This is a genomic window from Pseudomonas sp. GW821-FHT01E05 (assembly GCF_059422425.1).
In genome coordinates this window covers 55,893-75,628 of record NZ_JBWKWW010000014.1, presented here as the reverse complement: position 1 = coordinate 75,628, position 19,736 = coordinate 55,893, and the positions used below count along the sequence as shown (strand labels likewise).

Annotated in this window: 23 protein-coding genes and 2 pseudogenes; 11 read left to right on the top strand and 14 right to left on the bottom strand. The window is 60.3% G+C overall.

The window, feature by feature from the left end:
- Window positions 1-104 precede the first annotated feature (104 nt).
- The 3 genes from ppa to AC07W5_RS25845 all read left to right on the top strand — a co-directional run bounded on the left by ppa (window position 105) and on the right by AC07W5_RS25845 (window position 1,865).
- The gene (gene ppa / locus AC07W5_RS25855) at window positions 105-632 is read left to right on the top strand and encodes an inorganic diphosphatase (protein ID WP_123423475.1); all 528 of its coding nucleotides are present in this window, start codon (window positions 105-107) and stop codon (window positions 630-632) included.
- 226 nt (window positions 633-858) lie between these two features.
- Window positions 859-1,605, top strand: a complete 747-nt coding sequence (locus AC07W5_RS25850) for a S24 family peptidase (protein ID WP_494995082.1) — start codon at window positions 859-861, stop codon at window positions 1,603-1,605.
- A 44-nt stretch (window positions 1,606-1,649) separates the two neighbouring features.
- On the top strand, window positions 1,650-1,865 hold the full coding sequence (locus AC07W5_RS25845; protein ID WP_495024549.1) for a hypothetical protein: 216 nt from the start codon (window positions 1,650-1,652) through the stop codon (window positions 1,863-1,865).
- A gap of 56 nt (window positions 1,866-1,921) precedes the next feature.
- Here the strand turns inward: AC07W5_RS25845 and AC07W5_RS25840 are convergent.
- A pseudogene (locus AC07W5_RS25840) lies at window positions 1,922-2,292 on the bottom strand (MFS transporter); the annotation flags it as partial.
- A gap of 230 nt (window positions 2,293-2,522) precedes the next feature.
- On the opposite strand from AC07W5_RS25840, the pseudogene AC07W5_RS25835 reads away from it, so the two are divergent.
- The 5 genes and pseudogenes from AC07W5_RS25835 to AC07W5_RS25815 form a co-directional block, all read left to right on the top strand.
- Window positions 2,523-2,840 (top strand): annotated as a pseudogene (locus AC07W5_RS25835) (DUF4172 domain-containing protein); the annotation flags it as partial.
- A gap of 85 nt (window positions 2,841-2,925) precedes the next feature.
- Window positions 2,926-3,168 (top strand): exodeoxyribonuclease VII small subunit, encoded by a 243-nt coding sequence (locus tag AC07W5_RS25830; RefSeq protein WP_419116615.1) that lies wholly within the window; start codon window positions 2,926-2,928, stop codon window positions 3,166-3,168.
- The gene (gene ispA, locus AC07W5_RS25825; RefSeq protein WP_494995002.1) at window positions 3,165-4,052 is read left to right on the top strand and encodes a (2E,6E)-farnesyl diphosphate synthase; all 888 of its coding nucleotides are present in this window, start codon (window positions 3,165-3,167) and stop codon (window positions 4,050-4,052) included. Before AC07W5_RS25830 ends, ispA begins: the two co-directional genes overlap by 4 nt.
- 111 nt (window positions 4,053-4,163) lie before the next feature.
- On the top strand, window positions 4,164-6,062 hold the full coding sequence (gene dxs / locus AC07W5_RS25820) for a 1-deoxy-D-xylulose-5-phosphate synthase (RefSeq protein WP_495024548.1): 1,899 nt from the start codon (window positions 4,164-4,166) through the stop codon (window positions 6,060-6,062).
- 170 nt (window positions 6,063-6,232) lie between these two features.
- Window positions 6,233-8,116: a TonB-dependent receptor domain-containing protein gene (locus tag AC07W5_RS25815; protein ID WP_495024547.1), complete on the top strand. Its 1,884-nt coding sequence runs from the start codon at window positions 6,233-6,235 to the stop codon at window positions 8,114-8,116.
- A 71-nt stretch (window positions 8,117-8,187) separates the two neighbouring features.
- On the opposite strand, the gene AC07W5_RS25810 is transcribed toward AC07W5_RS25815, so the two are convergent.
- From AC07W5_RS25810 to nrdR, 12 genes are all read right to left on the bottom strand, one after another.
- Complete coding sequence (locus AC07W5_RS25810; protein ID WP_495024546.1) at window positions 8,188-8,985, bottom strand: cobalamin-binding protein; 798 nt, start codon at window positions 8,983-8,985, stop codon at window positions 8,188-8,190.
- Complete coding sequence (locus tag AC07W5_RS25805) at window positions 8,985-9,404, bottom strand: MFS transporter (RefSeq protein WP_495024545.1); 420 nt, start codon at window positions 9,402-9,404, stop codon at window positions 8,985-8,987. The genes AC07W5_RS25810 and AC07W5_RS25805 overlap by 1 nt, the downstream gene beginning before the upstream one ends.
- Window positions 9,401-10,018, bottom strand: coding sequence for a GTP cyclohydrolase II (ribA, locus tag AC07W5_RS25800; protein WP_494994997.1), 618 nt, complete (start codon window positions 10,016-10,018; stop codon window positions 9,401-9,403). Before ribA ends, AC07W5_RS25805 begins: the two co-directional genes overlap by 4 nt.
- A 146-nt stretch (window positions 10,019-10,164) precedes the next feature.
- Window positions 10,165-10,902, bottom strand: a complete 738-nt coding sequence (locus tag AC07W5_RS25795; protein WP_495024544.1) for a substrate-binding periplasmic protein — start codon at window positions 10,900-10,902, stop codon at window positions 10,165-10,167.
- Window positions 10,903-10,912: 10 nt separating this feature from the next.
- Window positions 10,913-11,416 carry a phosphatidylglycerophosphatase A family protein gene (locus AC07W5_RS25790; protein WP_494994995.1) on the bottom strand — a complete coding sequence of 168 codons (504 nt, stop codon included), beginning with the start codon at window positions 11,414-11,416 and terminating at the stop codon, window positions 10,913-10,915.
- The gene (gene thiL / locus AC07W5_RS25785) at window positions 11,413-12,378 is read right to left on the bottom strand and encodes a thiamine-phosphate kinase (protein ID WP_495024543.1); all 966 of its coding nucleotides are present in this window, start codon (window positions 12,376-12,378) and stop codon (window positions 11,413-11,415) included. The genes AC07W5_RS25790 and thiL overlap by 4 nt, the downstream gene beginning before the upstream one ends.
- 175 nt (window positions 12,379-12,553) lie before the next feature.
- Window positions 12,554-13,054, bottom strand: a complete 501-nt coding sequence (gene nusB / locus AC07W5_RS25780) for a transcription antitermination factor NusB (protein ID WP_489073749.1) — start codon at window positions 13,052-13,054, stop codon at window positions 12,554-12,556.
- Entirely contained in the window at window positions 13,051-13,527 is a 477-nt protein-coding gene (gene ribH / locus AC07W5_RS25775; RefSeq protein ID WP_028944446.1) for a 6,7-dimethyl-8-ribityllumazine synthase, read from the bottom strand. Before ribH ends, nusB begins: the two co-directional genes overlap by 4 nt.
- A gap of 90 nt (window positions 13,528-13,617) precedes the next feature.
- Entirely contained in the window at window positions 13,618-14,709 is a 1,092-nt protein-coding gene (gene ribBA / locus AC07W5_RS25770) for a bifunctional 3,4-dihydroxy-2-butanone-4-phosphate synthase/GTP cyclohydrolase II (RefSeq protein ID WP_494994993.1), read from the bottom strand.
- Window positions 14,710-14,725: 16 nt separating this feature from the next.
- Window positions 14,726-15,388 carry a riboflavin synthase gene (locus AC07W5_RS25765; protein ID WP_494994992.1) on the bottom strand — a complete coding sequence of 221 codons (663 nt, stop codon included), beginning with the start codon at window positions 15,386-15,388 and terminating at the stop codon, window positions 14,726-14,728.
- 46 nt (window positions 15,389-15,434) lie between these two features.
- Window positions 15,435-16,568, bottom strand: a complete 1,134-nt coding sequence (ribD, locus tag AC07W5_RS25760; protein WP_494994991.1) for a bifunctional diaminohydroxyphosphoribosylaminopyrimidine deaminase/5-amino-6-(5-phosphoribosylamino)uracil reductase RibD — start codon at window positions 16,566-16,568, stop codon at window positions 15,435-15,437.
- The gene (gene nrdR, locus AC07W5_RS25755; RefSeq protein ID WP_489375050.1) at window positions 16,565-17,029 is read right to left on the bottom strand and encodes a transcriptional regulator NrdR; all 465 of its coding nucleotides are present in this window, start codon (window positions 17,027-17,029) and stop codon (window positions 16,565-16,567) included. Before nrdR ends, ribD begins: the two co-directional genes overlap by 4 nt.
- A 128-nt stretch (window positions 17,030-17,157) precedes the next feature.
- Here nrdR and AC07W5_RS25750 point away from each other — a divergent pair, with 128 nt between their 5' ends.
- The 3 genes from AC07W5_RS25750 to trxA all read left to right on the top strand — a co-directional run bounded on the left by AC07W5_RS25750 (window position 17,158) and on the right by trxA (window position 19,247).
- Window positions 17,158-17,619 (top strand): hypothetical protein, encoded by a 462-nt coding sequence (locus tag AC07W5_RS25750; protein ID WP_494994990.1) that lies wholly within the window; start codon window positions 17,158-17,160, stop codon window positions 17,617-17,619.
- Window positions 17,616-18,272, top strand: coding sequence for a class I SAM-dependent methyltransferase (locus AC07W5_RS25745; RefSeq protein WP_494994989.1), 657 nt, complete (start codon window positions 17,616-17,618; stop codon window positions 18,270-18,272). The genes AC07W5_RS25750 and AC07W5_RS25745 overlap by 4 nt, the downstream gene beginning before the upstream one ends.
- A 102-nt stretch (window positions 18,273-18,374) precedes the next feature.
- Window positions 18,375-19,247, top strand: coding sequence for a thioredoxin (gene trxA / locus AC07W5_RS25740; protein WP_495012475.1), 873 nt, complete (start codon window positions 18,375-18,377; stop codon window positions 19,245-19,247).
- A 61-nt stretch (window positions 19,248-19,308) separates the two neighbouring features.
- On the opposite strand, the gene AC07W5_RS25735 is transcribed toward trxA, so the two are convergent.
- On the bottom strand, window positions 19,309-19,656 hold the full coding sequence (locus tag AC07W5_RS25735; protein ID WP_495012474.1) for a hypothetical protein: 348 nt from the start codon (window positions 19,654-19,656) through the stop codon (window positions 19,309-19,311).
- Window positions 19,657-19,736: the final 80 nt, after the last annotated feature.

Below are 19,736 nucleotides of genomic sequence, written 5' to 3'. Positions count from 1 at the left end.
GCGACCTCTGGTACGTGGCGTTGATGGCGGAATATGCCTATAATCGCCGCCACTTTTTGGTCAATCCGGCCAAGTCATTTGGCCACTTACGGGGGCACCGCCCAATGAGCTACAGCAAGATTCCGGCTGGCAAAGACCTGCCGAACGACATCTACGTCGCGATCGAGATTCCGGCCAACCACGCGCCGATCAAATACGAAATCGACAAAGACAGCGATTGCCTGTTCGTTGACCGTTTCATGGCCACCCCAATGTTCTACCCGGCCAACTACGGTTACATCCCGAACACCCTGGCGGACGACGGTGATCCCCTCGACGTGCTGGTGGTAACCCCTTACCCGGTTGCTCCAGGCTCGGTGATCCGTGCACGTCCAGTCGGCATCCTGAACATGACCGACGACGGCGGCGGTGATGCCAAAGTCATCGCCGTTCCACACGACAAGCTGTCCCAGCTGTACGTGGACGTGAAGGAATACACCGACCTGCCACCGCTGCTGATTCAGCAGATCGAGCACTTCTTCGCGAACTACAAGGACCTCGAAAAAGGCAAATGGGTGAAGATCGAAGGCTGGGACGGCGCAGACGCCGCCCGCGCCGCGATCATGAAGTCGGTTGCTGCCTATAAAGGCTGAGACGGCATTGGCTGATCGCCACTGACGGTTTCAAAAAACCCCGGTTATCCGGGGTTTTTCATGTCTGGACAAACACAAATCAAGCGAACGGCTTAACAAATAGACAGACCTGTTTAATAAGGTTTAAACAACGCTAAAAACATCCTGCATTCAGCAATTTTTACCCTCACAAATTGAACTACTTGTTTATTTGAACACGTGGCGCTCATCCGTAAACTCCGTACCCATGAAAACGACATGCGGCTCTCGCTTTAAAGCGCTCCTTAAAGAGGTGAACATCAAATCCTCGGAATTTGCTGCGTTCTGCAACGTAGAGCCGCAGCACGTGAACAACTGGTACAACCGCGGAGTACCGTCTTACCGAATGGATGAGATTGCGGCGTTGTTATCCGTCAACAGCAAATGGCTGCGAACCGGCGAAGGTCCGAAATACCCCAATCGCCTGCAACTTGCCGATACCTCAAGCAACACTTTTGAATCAGCGGAAACTCACTGCACCTATAGTGTGAATGCGCAGTTGGCAGACGTAGAAATCCCGTTTTATAAAGAAGCGTCCACCGCTCCAGGTTCCAGCGAAACACAGGTCATTGAAATACCCGGGCAGAGCGTGCGCTTGCCGCGACGTCACCTGGAAATCCTGGACGTTGATCCCGCCCAAGCCATCTGCGCACCGATGATCGGCAACAGCATGGCGGAAAAGATCCAGGACGGCTCCATCCTCGCCATCGACCGAGGCCTGACCCACATAGTGGATGGCGAGATCTACGCCCTCGAACACGACGGCATGCTCCGGCTGAGATACGTCCACCGCCTCCCCGCCGGGGCCTTGCGCCTGCGCAGCCACAACAGCGCCGAATACCCGGACGAAGTGTTCAGCGCCGAGCAAATTGAGGCGCAAAACATTCAGATACTGGGCTGGGTATTCTGGTGGTCGACACTCCACAAACGCCGCCCACCGGTACCTTTCAAATAGCTCCTGGCCCGGTAACCGAGTACGCGATCACCCTGGATCGCCCTTTGGGCTGGGAATTCTTCAAAAAAATCAGTATGCTGCGCCCCACATTTGCGCATCGACCGTTTCCAACGGCCAGATTGCCCGACGCGGCAGATAATTTTCTCGCCAAGTCCCACAGCCAGACGCCAGATCTGGATGTACGTTTTGAAGGCTGGCGCGGCTTACCAAAAATAAGCCAAGCCAGTCCCCGAGAAGCCGGCCACAAGCCGGCTTTTTAATGTCTTACGTTTTTCGCCACCCAGGCGTGCCCCCCAATTCCAAAAGCAGCATTCTGTCAGTCAAGCACTTTGACCTGAACCTCCCTCCTGAACAGCGCCGCCGCAGCCGATAGCGCCAACGGCAGACCATGAGTACTGGTAGACATCGCCGCGCCGCTGATCAAAGGCCCGAGCAAGCTGCCCACGCCCCACAAAAAACCTGCGCTGGCATTGGCCGTCACCAGGTCCGCGCCCTTGAAACCTTGTCCAATCAGGATGATCGCCAGGGTATAGACCCCACCGGCGATCGCCCCGAGAACCACCAGGCCAGAGCAGAAGTGGGTAGTTCATCAGCCACGGCAGGCACACCCCGATGATCAGCGAAAGTACGCCGCACGCCAGATTTGTCCGAGAGCCAGCCCAAGGGGATCTGGAACGCCGCATCGCCAAGCAGGGGAAAAGGGGATTTATTTGTGAATAACTCATCTGAACAGCCGTTGCCTGGCAATTTCTCCAATGCCATCGATTACGCAGCCTGCTGCCCAAGTTGGCCGACGAGGCACTTTGGTTCGCGCCCCTCGGAATTCAATGAGTAGCGTTGCAGCAAAACACTAGACCCTGAGCTAAACCCCCACACAAACGGCTCACAAAATGAGCCGAATAAGCCCTCTATTCGGCTCACTATTGAAAAGCCTTCAACAGGCGATGGCTCGTATCGGTCGGGTGCTTGGCAAGGCTCGTTTCTGGCAGCTGCATCGACAGCAGATCCTGTCTTCAGAACGAGTCAAAGTACTCAATCGCCTGCTCGATGGTGGTGAGAACGGTTTTGAGGAAGGCATCAGCGCGGCCCAGTACCAAGCGGTAGCAAAGGTCTCCAAAGCCACTGCCACCCGTCATCTGACCGATCTTTTGGACAAAGGCTGCCTGGTTCGTCTGCCCGGCGGTGGTCGCAGCACCCGATATCAGGTCAATTACTCGGGAGACACTGAAACCTGACCCGGCGGGGTCACCCCTCAGATTTGCCCCAACCCCCTATGTCTGCTAGTGTCGCGCCGGTTTAACGTCAACCGGGATAGCCGCCATGGCCCGCAAAAAAGCTGCCTTAGATTTCGAACAATCCCTCGCTGACCTGCAAACACTGGTCGAGCGTCTGGAGAACGGCGAGCTGTCGCTGGAAGACTCGTTGACTGCCTTCGAACAAGGCATCGGCCTGACCCGCGATTGCCAGGCTGCTCTGGCCCAGGCCGAGCAGAAGGTTCAGGTGTTGCTCGAACGCGACGGGGAGCTGACCGAGGAACCCTTCGACGCGGAACAGCCAGAATGATTGCCGCGTATCAGGCCAGCAGCCAGGCCCGCGTCAATGCTGCGCTGGAAATCCTGTTCGTCGCTCCAGGCCCTGAGCTGTCGCGTCTTTACGCAGCCATGCGCTACAGCGTGATGAACGGCGGCAAACGTGTACGCCCGCTGCTTGCTTACGCAGCCTGCGAAGCCCTTGGCGGTGCGCCCGAGCAAGCCAACGGCGCGGCCTGTGCGGTGGAATTGATACACGCGTACTCGCTGGTGCATGACGATTTGCCGGCAATGGACGATGACGATCTGCGTCGCGGCCAGCCTACTACTCACAAAGCGTTCGATGAAGCCTGTGCGATTCTTGCCGGTGACGGCCTGCAAAGCCTGGCGTTCAGTGCCTTGCTCGACCCACGCCTGAGCGCCTCGGATGCCGAAACCCGTTTGAGCATGGTCAGCACCCTGGCATTGGCGGCAGGCCCGGCGGGCATGGTCGGCGGCCAGGCCATCGACCTCGGTTCGGTCGGCCTCAAGCTCGATCAAGCGGCGCTGGAATACATGCATCGGCACAAGACCGGCGCGCTGATCGAAGCCAGCGTCAAGCTGGGCGCATTGGCCAGTGGCCGTGCCGAAAAAGCCGAACTGAAATCCTTGCAGACGTACGCACAGGCCATCGGTTTGGCGTTTCAGGTGCAGGACGACATCCTCGACGTCGAAAGCGATACCGCGACACTTGGCAAACGCCAGGGCGCCGATATCGCCCGGGACAAACCGACTTATCCGGCCCTGCTCGGCCTTGAAGCGGCCAAAGCCTATGCCCTGGAACTTCGCGATCAAGCCTTGCACGCCCTGCGACCGTTTGACGCGGCGGCCGAGCCGTTGCGGGACCTGGCGCGCTATATAGTCGAGCGGCGCAGCTGAATCGGCCGCGTTGTTTGACTGCATATCGGCCAACTTCCAAGCTCTGCGTGGGCAGCTTGCGATGCATAAGGTAAACTGCCGCCTCTTTCTATACCTATAACGATTCGCCTGATGCCCACGACGTTTCATGAGATTCCCCGCAAACGCCCAACCACGCCCCTGCTCGACCGTGCCGATACGCCGGCCGGCCTGCGCCGGTTAGGTGAAGCCGAGCTCGAAACCCTGGCCGATGAGTTGCGCCAGGAGCTGCTCTATACGGTCGGCCAGACGGGCGGACATTTCGGTGCCGGCCTTGGCGTCATCGAGCTGACCGTTGCGCTGCACTATGTCTTCGACACCCCGGACGACCGGCTGGTGTGGGACGTGGGCCATCAGGCTTATCCGCACAAGATCCTCACCGGCCGTCGTGAGCGCATGAGCACCCTGCGCCAGAAGGACGGCATCGCGGCCTTCCCGCGCCGTTCCGAGAGCGAGTACGACACCTTTGGCGTCGGTCACTCCAGCACCTCGATCAGTGCAGCGCTGGGCATGGCGATTGCCGCCCGCTTGCAAAACAGCGATCGCAAGGCTATCGCAGTCATCGGCGACGGCGCATTGACCGCGGGCATGGCTTTCGAGGCGCTGAACCACGCGCCGGAAGTTGACGCCAACATGCTGGTGATCCTCAACGACAACGACATGTCGATCTCGCGCAACGTCGGCGGGCTGTCGAATTATCTGGCGAAGATCCTTTCCAGCCGTACTTACGCAAGCATGCGTGAAGGCAGCAAGAAAGTGCTCTCGCGTCTGCCCGGCGCCTGGGAGATTGCCCGTCGTACCGAAGAATACGCAAAAGGCATGTTGGTTCCCGGCACACTCTTCGAAGAGCTGGGCTGGAACTACATCGGCCCGATCGACGGACACGACCTGCCGACGCTGATCGCTACCCTGCGCAACATGCGTGACCTCAAGGGCCCGCAGTTCCTGCACGTAGTCACCAAGAAAGGTAAAGGCTTCGCCCCGGCGGAAGTCGACCCGATCGGCTATCACGCCATCACCAAACTCGACCCCCTGGATGCCCCGGCCGCTGCGCCGAAGAAAGCCGGCGGGCCGAAGTATTCCAGCGTGTTCGGTGAGTGGCTGTGTGACATGGCCGCCGCCGATCCGCGCCTGGTCGGGATCACGCCGGCGATGAAGGAAGGCTCCGACCTGGTGGCCTTCAGCGAGCGTTTCCCGCTGCGCTATTTCGACGTGGCGATTGCCGAGCAGCACGCCGTGACCTTCGCCGCCGGTATGGCCTGCGAAGGCGCAAAACCGGTGGTGGCGATCTATTCGACCTTCCTGCAACGCGGTTACGACCAGCTTGTGCATGATGTTGCGGTACAGAACCTCGACGTGCTGTTCGCCATCGACCGCGCTGGCCTGGTGGGCGAAGACGGTCCGACCCACGCCGGCAGTTTCGACCTGTCGTTCCTGCGCTGCATCCCCGGCATGCTGGTGATGACCCCGAGCGACGAGAACGAACTGCGCAAAATGCTCAGCACCGGACACCTCTACAACGGCCCGGCCGCTGTGCGTTACCCGCGCGGCACCGGCCCGAATGCGCCCATCGAGAAAAACCTCGAACCGATTGAGATTGGCAAAGGCGTGATTCGCCGTCAGGGCAGCAACGTCGCTCTGCTGGTGTTCGGTGTGCAACTGGCCGCAGCACTGAAAGTCGCGGACAAACTCGATGCGACGGTAGTCGACATGCGTTTCGTCAAGCCATTGGACGAAGCCTTGGTTCGGGAAATTGCCAACACTCACAAGCTGCTGGTGACCATCGAAGAAAACGCGATCATGGGCGGCGCCGGTGGTGCGGTCAGCGAATTTCTCGCCCAAGAGAATATCCTCAAGTCCATGCTGCATCTGGGCTTGCCGGACGCTTATGTCGAGCATGCAAAACCTGCGCAAATGCTCGCCGAGTGTGGCCTGGACGAAGCGGGTATCGAAGAGTCCGTACGTCAGCGCTTGCAGCTGCTGGGCCTCTAAACCTCTGGAATCATGCAGAACCCTGTGGGAGCGAGCTTGCTCGCGATAGCGGACTGACAGTCAACATAAACGTCGACTGACACAACGCTATCGCGAGCAAGCTCGCTCCCACATTGGTTTTTCGTCCCCCCTCGAATTTGTATCCGTTTCAAAACGCCAATGGATTGCCCATGAACCTCCCCCGCCTCGCCTTGACGTTGACCCTTTGGCCTGCCGGACAGCTTTTGGCTGAGACCTTCGAACGTGAACAAGCCCTGAAACTGCCGGACGTGCTGATCAGCGCCAATCGCCAGGTCGAAGCCCGCAACGACAGCAGCGCCGCCAATACCGTATTTACCCGCGAAGACATCGACCGTTTGCAACCGAGCAGCGTCACTGACCTGCTCAGCCGTGTGCCGGGCGTGCAGGTCGCGCAAGCAGGCGGGCGTGGCAGCCTGCCGGGGATATACATCCGCGGCGCCAAGTCGGCGCAGAGTCTGGTGCTGGTGGACGGCCAGCGCATCGGCAGCTCGACCTCCTGTGACAGCAATCTGCAACACCTGAATATCGATCAGATCGAGCGCGTGGAAGTCCTGCGCGGTTCACGCTCGGTGATCTACGGCAGCGACGCCATTGGCGGGGTGATTCATATTTTCACCCGGCGCGGCGCCGAACAGGGCCTGCAGCCGCGTCTGCACCTGGGATTTGGCAGCAACCGGACCTGGGAGCGCAGCCTGGGGTTGTCCGGCGGCGATGAACAAACCCGCTTCAACCTCGGTGCCAGCCTCGATGAAACCGCCGGGATCAATCGCACCCATAAGTCCTTCCCCAGCGACAGCAACCACGACGAGTATCGCAACAACTCCCTGAGTTTGAGCCTTGGCCATTCCTTAAGCGATGACCTCGACGTGGGCCTGAACCTGCTGGATAACCGTGGCAAAAGCGAGTTCGACAGCCCGTTTGGCCGCTTCGACACGAATACACTCCAGACCGTCAGCCAACAGCCTTACAGCGATTTCACAGTGAACAGCGTCAGCAGTTATGTTGATGCGCGCATCAATGATCTGTGGGAGTCTCGGCTGGAACTGGGCCACAGCGAAAACCGCGAGAGGACCTTTGACAAACTCAGTGACGAGCGCAGCGTGTTCAACACCTATCGCGATTCTCTCAACTGGCAGAATGACCTGACGCTCGACGACAGCAACAGCCTGATCCTCGGCGCCGACTGGTACGAAGACCGGATCAACAGCAGCACCGCATTCGACGAAGACAGCCGCTGGAACCGTGCAGCCTTTATTCAGCACCGTTTCCAGGCTAAAAGCTTCTCCACTGAACTGGGCCTGCGCCGCGACCAGAACCAGCAGTTTGGCGGCCAGAACAGCTGGAGCGGCACCTTCACCCTACCGCTGAACCCGGACAACGATGTGCTGCTGACCTACAGCGAAGGCTTCCGCGCGCCGACGTTCAACGACCTGTACTACCCCGATTTCAGCAACCCGAACCTCAAACCCGAGACCTCGAAAAGCTACGAGCTGCAATGGCGCAGCCAGTTGAGCGAGACCAGCCGCCTGGAAGCCTCGCTCTACCGAACCGATCTTGAAGACGCGATCATCTTCGGCAAAAACTCTCGCCCGGAAAACGTCGCTTCGGCACGGATCAATGGCTTCGAAGCCGCGCTCAAACAAGAGCTGTTCGGCTGGCAGAGCAACCTCGGGCTGGCGATCATCGACCCGCGAGACCGCGACAGCGGCCACACCCTGAGCCGCCGCGCCCGACGCACCTTGAGCCTGGACCTGGATCGGCAATTCGATCGGTTCAGCCTTGGAGCAAGCTGGCAAGCAGTGAGCAGCAGCTACGACGACGAGGACAACCAGGATCCGTTAGGCGGTTATGCCTTATTCGGTTTGCGCAGCAGTTGGGCTCTGAATCGCCAGATCCAGCTGGAGCTCAAGGTCGACAACCTGCTGGACGAGGCATACAGCCGTGCGCTCTACAGCTTTGACGGGAATAACTATGGTTATCGGGAAGAAGGTCGGGCATGGATGTTTGGCGTGACCTGGACACCGCAGATCTAGCCAAAAGTTTTGTTGCCAGCTCTGACGCCATCGCGGCGATCCGACTTGCCCGCGATGAATACACCTCGGTCTCAGCGATCTGGCGCTATCAATTCACACAACCTGGCCGTAGCCGCAATCATCTGCCCACTCGGCCGTTCCAGCCCTTTATCCGTCACCAGCAGCAATTGCCCATGCGCCACCGCCCTCACCTGCGGCCAGGCTTTCCAGGCATCGAGCTGCGCCTGGCTACCGGCCAGGATAACCTCGGGATTGCGCTGCAATACTGACTCCAGATTGACCTGCGGCGCCGGTAAATTCAGGTTGGAAAACACATTGTGTGCACCGCAGACTCCCAGCGCATCGCTGATGATCTGCCCGCCGCCAACGGTGTACAGCGGCTGATCCCAGACCTGATAGAACACCTGCAACGGCTCGTCCCGTCGATAGCGCTGGCGCAGATTCGCCAGTTGTCTGCGCAAGTCTGCGGCCAGCGTTCGGCCACTCTCTGGCCGACCGAGTTGCCCGGCAATCGCGTCTATCTGTGTGATGAGCTGTTCAAGGTTGTGGGGGTCGGCAACATAGGTGGGGATATTCAAGCGCTTGAGTTGCTCACGCTGCGTCGGGCCGACACTGCCGGGCCAGAGCAACAGCAAATCAGGCTTGAGACTGAGCAGGCGCTCCATGTCCAATTGACCATAACGCCCGACCGAGGGCACGGCGTTCAACTCAGACGGACGCTCACCGGCATCGAGCACGCCGACCAGCAGATCGGCAGAACCCAGCTCAACGACAATTTCAGAGAGAGACGGTGCGAGGCTGACCACCCGCTCCACGGCCGCCGCCGAGCCACCGATGGCCAGCAGCAGAACCGCCAGCCACCCACGCATCAACCGAGCTGACGCGGAATACGGTAGAGGTAGAACAGCACCGTCGTGGACAGCGCCAGCAGAATCAACGGCACGGCTTCGAGGCCGACAAACACCGCCAGCGCACCGACCCAGGCCGGTAGCCCGGCGGCCAGGAACGCTGCACGGCGTTTGGCAGCCAAAGCAACCCAGGCAGCAGGCTCTTCAGGCGTATCGAGCGCTTTCTGGGTGGCGATCAAGGCGTGTTTATAGCCACCGAAGAAACGCAGACTGACGAACATCGACGCCATGCCCGCGATAAAGAACGGCATCGCCAGAACCGGTAACACGGCCTCGGTCTGACCGAACACCGCATTGATCACCAACAGCGGCAGCAAGGCCAGCGCCAGATACTGCCACCAGTTGACGGCCAATCGCCGCCGTACTTGACCGCGGGTCACGCCCGATCAGCCTCGCCCTGGTGCTCGTTGCCCATCATATGATCGAGCTTGCTGGCTTTGGTGGCCAGGTAGAGTTTGTTGTGCGGGTTGTGGCCAGTGTGCAGCGGGACGCGCTCGGCGACCACGATGCCCATCTCGGTCAGTGCTTTGACCTTGCGCGGGTTGTTGGTCATCAGGCGCAAGGATTTCACACCCAGATGCTCAAGCATTGGCAGGCAGATGGCATAGTCGCGCTGGTCTGCAGCAAAGCCCAGACGCTCGTTGGCTTCAACAGTGTCGGCGCCGCCGTCCTGCAACTCATAAGCGCGGATCTTGTTCAGCAAGCCAATGCCACGACCTTCCTGACGCAAATACAGCAACACACCGCGGCCTTCACGGGCGATCGCCTGCAAGGCGGCCTCGAGTTGCGAGCCGCAGTCGCAACGCTGGCTGAACAAGGCATCGCCGGTCAGGCATTCGGAGTGCAACCGGCCGAGTACCGGTGAGCCATCGGCGACCTCACCCAGACTGAGCACAACGTGCTCGCGACCAGTGGCCTCATCGAGAAAGCCATGCATGGTGAATTGCGCAAAAGGGGTTGGCAGCTTGGAAGCAGCGACGAAAACGACGGGCACCGTGTGCTCCTGATCTGTATGAGGACTGGAGATTCGCAGAGGCGGCATTGTAACAGCAGGTTCCTGCCGACGCTTAGGCTGAATTATCGGCCATAAAGATCAAGAAGTTTGATCTCTACCCCGTAAAGCCAAGCAAACACCAGCTGCTACATTTTTTCGAACGGGTAAGGTTGTTTCCAGCGTTCGAAGATCGGTCGCAACTGACCACTTTTCACCAACGACCCCATGCGCTGATCGAACAGCGCCAGCAGCGCCCGCCCCCGAGGGTTGTTGGCGAATCCCAGAAAAACCGGTAGTTCGGCCAGATGCGTTCGCCGGAACTGCGCTGGGTTCTGCGCCCCACCGAGCACGAAATCAACCTCGGTCAACGCATCGATGTAGTAATCGGCACGGTCGTGCAACAGCATCGGCAAAACCCCGTTACGACGCTGGACTTCATTGAAGTTATGGATGTTGGGAAAGTATTTTTGATACTGGTAACCCCGTACCCAGAGCAGGCGAGAGTTCCCCAGCGTGGCCACGGTTGGCGCCGGGCTGCTGGCCAGACCCAGTGCGTAAATATGGTCATAGTCGTAGTGCCAACGGGGATAGAGCACGCCACCGACTTCATCTCGGTAAGAGCCGACCCAGGCATCCACCTCACCGCGCTGCACCAGTCCGACCGAGCGTGTGTAAGGCACCGTGCGGATCTGCAGCGTAACGGCAGCCGGCTCGAAGACTGCCCGCAGCACATCCCAGGCCAGACCATGGCCGTCGGCGGCGGTGTAGTCGCTCCATTCTTCACTGGCCAGACGAATCTGGGCGGGTGTCGTGGGCAATTCACTCGCCCGTACCGCAGCGCACGACAATACGCAAAGCAGTATCAACAGCCAGCGACCACTCATCCTTGGTCCCTCAGGCGAAATACCATACCAGCCCTCGCATGGCCAACCAGGCAAACACACCCGCCAGAACGTCGTCGAGCATGATCCCGACGCCCCCGTGCACATGCCGGTCGATCCAGCTGATCGGCCATGGCTTGAGAATGTCGAAGAAGCGGAATATCAGGAAGCCCGCCAACAACCAGTACCAACCTTGCGGCACCAGCCACAGGGTTATCCACATCCCGACCATTTCGTCCCAGACGATGCCTTCGTGGTCGTGTACCCGCAGATCGTCCGCCACCTTGCCGCACAGCCAAAAGCCAAACAGCGTGGTGATGCCGAGCATCAGCCAGTAACCCCAGCCGGGCAACATCTGCCACAGCGGGATAAAGGGTAGCGCAACCAACGAGCCCCAGGTGCCGGGCGCTTTTGGCAGGGTGCCCGAACCGAAGCCGAACGCCAGGAAATGCCAGGGATTACGCCAGACCGAAGGCGGCACAGACTCTGCCGGGACCTGCTTGGGATGATCTGTCACGGGGTCTCCCGAAAATGTTGATAACCCCGGGTGTCCGGGGTGATGTCTTGTCCGTCTGCAGTCAAAAGCGTGACGCCCTGCCCGACCACGACGCGACCGACCACATGCACCGGCCAGCCGTCCGCCAACAACTGCGACAGCTCGGCGGGCGGCAAGGTAAAGGCCAGCACGTAATCGTCGCCACCGCTGAGGGCTGCCGCCCGGGCGTCATTCTCGCCGAGAAACGCCAGCAGCGCCTTGGACAGCGGCAGCTTTTCGCTTTCGATCAGCAAACTGACAGCTGAAGCAGCGGCAATATGCCCGCAATCGGCCAACAGACCGTCCGAGATATCCAGCGCCGAAGTCGCCTTGCCACGCAATGCCTGACCCAACGCCAACTGCGGTTGTGGCGACCAGTAGTGCGCCAGCAACGGCTCGGCGATCGCAGGTTCCGCAGTGCGCTGGCCCAGCACCAGCGGTAAAGCGCCCGCCGCGTTACCCAGTTCGCCGCCAACACACAGCAGATCACCCGGTTGCGCACCACTGCGGGTCAGGGCCAAACCCGTTGGCACACGGCCGAACACGGTCATGGTCAGGCACAGCGGACCGCGCGTTGTGTCGCCGCCCACCAGACGCACACCGCAGCTTTGCGCCATGGCGTTCAAACCACGGGCAAAGGCTTGCAGCCAATCGGCAGCATCCGTCGGCAAGGTCAGGGCAAGGGTAAATGCGAGGGGTGTTGCGCCCATGGCTGCCAGGTCACTGACCGCCACCGCCAGCGAACGCTGACCGAGCAGAAAAGGGTCGCAGGGGTCTGCGAAATGGACACCGGCAACCAGGGTGTCGGTGGAGATAGCCAACTGTTCCCCAGCGGGAACAGTCAGCAAGGCGCAATCATCGCCGATCCCCAAAGCAACGCCAACGCCGCCCTGCGCACAAGGCGCGGCAGCGAAGTAATGACGGATCAGCTCAAACTCGCCCATGGCGTTGTGTCCTGTCTCACCAATACTGTTCCTTTTGGGCGGCGTCTGCTGTCGCCATACTGCGTTGTCGCTCCTCGCCATAGCGGGCTATGACTTGTCGCGGCGCCTTGTCTGGCAACAACAGCCACGCGCCAAAAAGGAACGTATTGGCAAGACAGGACACTGCAAGCGCGAATCAGCGCTTGAACGCCTTCACTTCAGCTTCACGCAGACGCGGGGCCAGCTTGTCGAGTACGCCGTTGACGAACTTGTGACCGTCGGTGGAACCGTAGACCTTGGCCAGTTCGATCCCTTCGTTGATCACAACGCGGTACGGAACGTCGACGCGCTTGAGCAGCTCCCAGGTGGACAGGCGCAGGACCGCCAGTTCAACCGGATCGAGCTCATCGATAGTGATGTCCAGGCACGGAGCGAGGGCAGAATCGATCTCGGTCTTGTGCGCCGGCACGCCATGCAGGATGTCGTGGAAGTAGGCGGCATCGACATCACTGAAATCGTTATCGACCCGGAACTGCGCTTCGATCTCGTTCAGCGAAGTTTTGGCCATGTGCCATTGGTATAGCGCCTGAGTCGCGAGCTGACGGGCTTCGCGACGCTTGACGCTCTTGGATGGCTTGCCAGCGTCCGCAGGTTTCGGATCGCGCGGGTTGAAACGATCGCTTTCGTCGCTAATCACTTGGCCTCCAACTGCGCCAGCAGGCTGACCATTTCCAGAGCGGACAAGGCAGCTTCGGCACCTTTGTTGCCGGCTTTGGTGCCGGAACGCTCAATGGCTTGCTCGATCGAGTCGACGGTCAGCACGCCAAAGGCAACCGGCACGCCGAACTCCATGGACACCTGGGCCAGGCCCTTGGTGCATTCGCCAGCCACGTATTCGAAGTGCGGAGTGCCGCCACGAATGACCGCGCCCAGGGCGATGATCGCCGCGTACTCGCTTTGTTGAGCGACTTTCTGCGCAACCAGCGGAATTTCGAATGCGCCAGGAGCACGGATGATGGTGATGTCGCTTTCGCTCACGCCATGGCGAACCAGGGCATCAACAGCACCGCTCACCAGGCTTTCGACGACGAAGCTGTTGAAGCGGCCGACCACCAGGGCATAGCGGCCTTTGGGGGCGATGAAGGTACCTTCGATGGTCTTCAGGGTCATTCGACAAATCTCTTAAAGAGCCAGAGCGCGTTCGGTACGCGCTCTTTAGTGATATTTGAACCGCGAATCAAAGGCCGGAACAGCCGGTCTTTATTCGGAGGGCACGTATTCTACAACTTCCAGATCGAAACCGGATATCGCATTAAATTTCATCGGCGCACTCATCAGGCGCATTTTGCGCACACCGAGGTCACGCAGGATCTGCGAACCGGCACCGACGATACTGTAGGTGGTCGGTTTCTTCACCGCAGTGTGGTCGGCGGTTTCGCGGATGTGCGCCAGCAATACATCACCATCGAGCGGGTGACCGAGCAACAGCACCACACCGCTGCCCGCCTCGGCCACCGCGGCCATGGCCGCGCGCAGGCTCCAGCGGCCAGGTTGCTTGACCATCAGCAGGTCGCGCAGCGGGTCCATGTTATGGACGCGAACCAGGGTCGGTTCTTCTGCGCAAATGGTGCCCAGGGTCAGCGCCATGTGCACATCGCCCTCCACCGAATCACGATAGGTCACCAGATTGAACTGGCCCAGTTCGCTGTCCAATGGCTGCTCGGCAATCCGCTGAACGGTACGTTCGTGGATCATCCGGTAGTGAATCAGGTCGGCGATGGTACCGATCTTGATGTTGTGTTCGACAGCAAAAGCTTCCAGCTCGGCACGACGGGACATGGTGCCGTCGTCGTTCATCACTTCGCAGATCACTCCGCTCGGCTCAAAACCGGCCATCCGTGCCAGATCGCAGGCGGCTTCGGTGTGGCCGGCGCGTGCCAGCGTACCGCCAGCCTGGGCCATCAGCGGGAAGATGTGACCCGGACTGACGATATCTTCGGCCTTGGCGTCTTTGGCGGCGGCGGCTTGAACGGTGCGCGCACGGTCAGCAGCGGAAATACCGGTGGTGACGCCTTCAGCAGCTTCAATCGAGACGGTGAACTTGGTGCCAAAACCGGAACCGTTGCGCGGCGCCATCAACGGCAGTTTGAGCAGTTCGCAGCGCTCGCGGCTCATCGGCATGCAGATCAGGCCGCGGGCATGCTTGGCCATGAAGTTGATGTGCTCAGGCAGGCAGCACTCGGCGGCCATGATCAGGTCGCCTTCATTCTCGCGATCTTCGTCATCCATCAGGATGACCATCTTGCCTAGGCGGATGTCTTCGACCAGTTCTTCGATGCTATTGAGCGCCACGCGGCACCCCCTTGAGTCAGGATTTGAGATAGCCGTTGGCGGCCAGAAAGCTTTCGGTAATGTTGCCAGCGCTAGGCTCTGCAGCCTTGTCGCCGAGCAACAGGCGTTCCAGATAACGTGCCAGCAAGTCGACTTCAAGGTTGACCTGCCGACCCGGCCGGTAGTCGGCCATGATGGTTTCAGCCAGCGTGTGCGGGACAATGGTCAGTTCGAATTCGGCACCATTGACCGCGTTCACCGTCAGGCTGGTGCCGTCGACGGTGATCGAGCCTTTGTGGGCGATGTACCTGGCCAGATCTTTTGGCGCACGGATGCGGAACTGGATGGCCCGGGCATTTTCTTCCCGGGCAATCACTTCGCCGACACCGTCGACGTGACCGCTGACCAGATGCCCGCCCAAACGAGTGGTCGGAGTCAGGGCCTTTTCCAGGTTGACCCGGCTGCCGCTTTTCAGCTCGTTGAACGCCGTGCAGTCGAGGGTTTCGCGGCTGACGTCCGCCCAGAAACCGTCGCCCGGAAGCTCCACCGCAGTCAGGCAAACGCCGTTGACCGCGATGCTGTCGCCGAGTTTGACGTCAGCCAGATCAAGCTTGCCAGTCTCTACATAAACCCGCACGTCGCCGCCTTTTGGGGTCAACGCGCGGATACTGCCGATAGATTCGATGATGCCGGTAAACATGGAGTCCTCCTCGAGAACAGGGCCGACGCTTAGCGAAAGCCGAGAATTATACGCTCGCTGGTGGCAGAGGAATGGCAGTGACTCGCCAGTCATCGCCCACGGCGCGCATTTCAATGATTTTCAGCAACGGCGCCTCACTCATCAGCTCCAGCGGCCAGTCCAGCAATGGCCGCGCCGACGAGCCGAGAAACTTGCCCGCGACGAAGATTTGATATTCGTCCACCAGGCCTTGCTGAGCGAAAGCCCCCGCCAGACGCGGACCGGCTTCCACCAGCACCTCGTTGACACCACGGGCAGCCAGTTCGATCAGCAGCTTGCGCAGATCAACCTGACCATCGGAGCCGGGCACGATCAGGCATTCCGGGCCACTGGCATACTGTTCTTCCACCGCGACACAGGTGGCGACCAGCGCCGGGCCGGCCTTGAAGAACGGTGCGTCGAGAGGCACCCGCAGACGACCATCGATCAGCACGCGCAAGGGTGGTCGGGAAAGCGCCAGCGCAGTCTGCTCGGCATCCAGCCCCAGTTCGTCAGCGCGCACTGTCAGCCGGGCGCCGTCAGCCAATACCGTGTCGGCGCCGGTCAGCACCACGCTGGCCTGGGCGCGCAGGCGCTGCACCGCGCAACGTGCGTCCGGGCCGGTGATCCATTGGCTTTCGCCACTGGCCATGGCGGTGCGACCGTCCAGACTCATGGCCAGTTTGACCCGCACGAACGGCAGACCCTGTTCCATGCGTTTGAGGAAGCCTTGATTGATGGCTCGCGCTTCACCTTCAAGCACGCCGCTATGGATTGCGATGCCCGCCTGCGCCAGACGCTGCATGCCACGGCCAGCGACCTCTGGATTCGGGTCCTGCATGGCGGCAACGACCCGCGCCACACCGGCACTCACCAACGCATCGGCGCACGGCGGCGTGCGCCCATGATGACTGCACGGTTCGAGGGTCACGTAGGCGGTAGCGCCCCGGGCGCTCTCACCGGCGGCACGCAACGCATGGACTTCGGCATGGGGCTCGCCGGCGCGCACATGCCAGCCTTCACCGACAATCTGCCCGTCACGCACAATCACACAACCGACTCGAGGATTGGGATGGGTGGTGTAAAGGCCTTTGCGCGCCAGCTCCAGGGCCCGAGCCATGTAGTGGGCGTCGAGGACGGCTTGTTCAGAGGACATAGTCATTCTTTGGCTGGCTCACGGGCCAGGCGATCGATTTCTTCGCGGAACTCGTTGAGATCCTGAAAACGTCGATACACCGAGGCGAAACGAATGTAGGCGACTTCATCGAGCTTTTGCAGCTCGGCCATCACCAACTCACCGACCACCAGTGACTTGACCTCTCGTTCACCGGTCGCCCGCAGTTTGTGCTTGATGTGCGCCAGCGCAGCTTCCAGGCGCTCGACGCTCACCGGACGTTTTTCCAGGGCGCGCTGCATACCGGCACGAAGTTTTTCTTCGTCGAACGGCTGACGGCTGCCGTCGGTTTTGATCAGGCGCGGCAACACCAGTTCGGCGGTTTCGAAGGTGGTGAAACGCTCACCGCAGGCCAGGCATTCACGCCGGCGGCGCACCTGCTCGCCCTCGGCGACCAGACGCGAGTCGATGACCTTGGTGTCGTTGGCACCGCAGAAGGGACAGTGCATGGTGGCAGGCAACAAAAAAAGGGAGGGCCATGGTAGCGCATCCCACTGGCAAGACAAGCCATAGGCTTTACGGTATATAGACCGGCTACTATTTATACACACCGAATTTAGTCTTGCTGGAGCTTCACATGTCGCTACGACCGCTCGTATTGCTCAGCCTCGTCAGCTTGCTGGTCGCTTGCAGCAGTGCGCCCAAACCCGCGCCACCGGTGCCAGGGCCTGCGCCACAGCAGGCACAGAAGAAAGCTCAGGAGTCCGCCAACCTCGGCCCGCTGCCGGCCTTTCAGCGCGAATTGAGCGGTAGTCTGCTAGGCGTGCCGGCCGGCGCTGAAGTCGAACTGGCACTGCTGGTGATCGACGAGCGCGGCCGGCCGCAACAATTGCTGGCCAGCTCTAGCCTGATCGGCAACAACCAGGTGCTGCCGTTCCGTCTGCGCTTCAATCCGGAAGCCTTTCCGGTCGGGGCTCGCGTCGAATTGCGCGGCCGCGCCAGCCAGTCCGGACAACTGATTCTGCATTTGCCTTCGCGACGCATTGATCAACCGATCACCCAGGCACTGGGTCAATTGCAGTTTTTCAAAGCGCCATGACCGTACCGCTCGACTTGCAAGAGGCTCTGGGAGAGCTGCTCGGTGACGCAAAGCTTGTCTCCTGTACATTGCCGGAGACCGAGCTCAAGCTCTGGTTGATCGACGCCGAAAACATGGACCGCGCCTTCACCCCGGAAGAAACCCGGCGAATCCTGCATGAACCGCCTTACTGGAGTTTCTGCTGGGCCAGCGGCCTGGCGTTGGCGCGCTATCTCGCCGAACGCCCGCAATGGGTCGAAGGCAAACGGGTGCTGGATTTCGGAGCAGGTTCCGGGGTTGCCGGTATTGCGGCGGCCAGGGCCGGTGCGCTGGAAGTGGTGGCCTGCGATCTTGATCCGCTGGCGATTGCGGCCTGCCGGGCGAATGCTGAACTCAATGATGTACAGCTCAGCTACTCGACGGACTTTTTCGCCGAAGCCGATCGCTTTGATCTGATCCTGGTGGCCGATGTGCTGTACGACCGCGGCAACCTGCCGCTGCTCGATGAGTTTTTGAGTCGTGGCCGGGAAGCCCTGGTGGCGGACTCCAGAGTGCGCAATTTCCAGCATCCGGCGTATCAACGGCTGGAAATGCTGGAAGCCTTCACTTTGCCGGATCTGGCCGAGCCTGAAGAGTTTCGTCATGTGAGCCTGTACCACGCGCAAAGACGGTAGAAGCCACCTGTAGCCGTTGCCGGACGCAGCCTTAGGCAACGGCTACGCAAAGCGCCTTCAAGCCCTTATAGTTAGCCCATTCACGCTTTCAAGAGATGCCCCATGAGTCAGGACACGCCGTATATCTTCGACGCCAGCACTGTCGATTTCGACCAGTCGGTGATCGAGAACTCTTTCCACAAACCGGTGCTGGTGGATTTCTGGGCCGAATGGTGTGCGCCGTGCAAGGCGCTGATGCCGATGCTCCAGCAGATTACCGAGAGCTATCAGGGCGAGCTGTTGCTGGCCAAGGTCAATTGCGACGCCGAACCGGACATCGTTTCGCGCTTCGGTATCCGCAGCCTGCCGACCGTGGTGCTGTTCAAGGACGGTCAACCGGTGGACGGTTTTGCCGGTGCGCAACCGGAATCTGCGGTCCGCGCGTTGCTTGAGCCCCATGTACAGATGCCACCACCGGCCGCTGCCGATCCGTTCGAGCAGGCTCAGGCGTTGTTCGATGAAGGCCGTTTTGCCGACGCCGAAGCCATCCTCAAAGTGCTGCTGGGCGAAGACAACACCAATGCGAAAGCGCTGATCCTCTATGCCCGCTGCCTCACCGAACGTGGCGAGCTGGGTGAAGCGCAAACCGTGCTCGACGCGGTCAAGACCGATGAGCACAAGGCCGCCCTGGCCGGCGCCAAGGCGCAGATCCAGTTCCTGGGCCAGGCCAAGGATTTGCCGGATGCGGCAGACCTGAAGGCGCGCCTGGCGAAAAACCCGCAGGACGATGAAGCGGTCTATCAACTGGCGATTCAGCAACTGGCTCGCCAGCAATACGACGCGGCGCTGGATTCGTTGCTGAAGTTGTTCATCCGCAACCGCAGCTACAGCGAAGGCCTGCCGCACAAGACTTTGCTGCAGGTGTTCGAATTGCTGGGCAACGATCACCCGCTGGTGACCACGTACCGCCGCAAGATGTTTGCTGCGTTGTATTAAGCAGGAGCACGGCTGCCGGCGATGGTATTCTTGAGATCGCCATCGCGAGCAAGCTGTGCTCCTACGCGGGGTCAACCCAGCTATAGAGCGGCGTATCCCCGCCGCTCACCACTTTCACATCCGCGCAATGGCGCAAGCGCACCAACAGGCGTTTGCCCGACGCCGCGCTTCCTGTCAGTCCTTCCAGTTGCTCCAGCAAATCCGGCCCGCTCATCTGCCCTGCCTTGCGCAGCAGATCCTTGGCGATCTGCCACAGTGCATCGTCCTGATTCACTGGTTTGGCCTGCGGGGTATTGCTCTCGGGCCTGGTCACCTGCAACTGCGCCCCTAACTGCGCCCAATCGCCCTCGTCCAGCTCCAGGGTCAAGTCCACCGGCCAGTCGCCGATGCTTCCACGTATCCGCACCATAGGTTTTCCCTCAAGTTTCTGACGAACATGCTCCCACGCGTCTTGCGCAACGCCAAGCAGACGGTCAAACTCCCGCCACT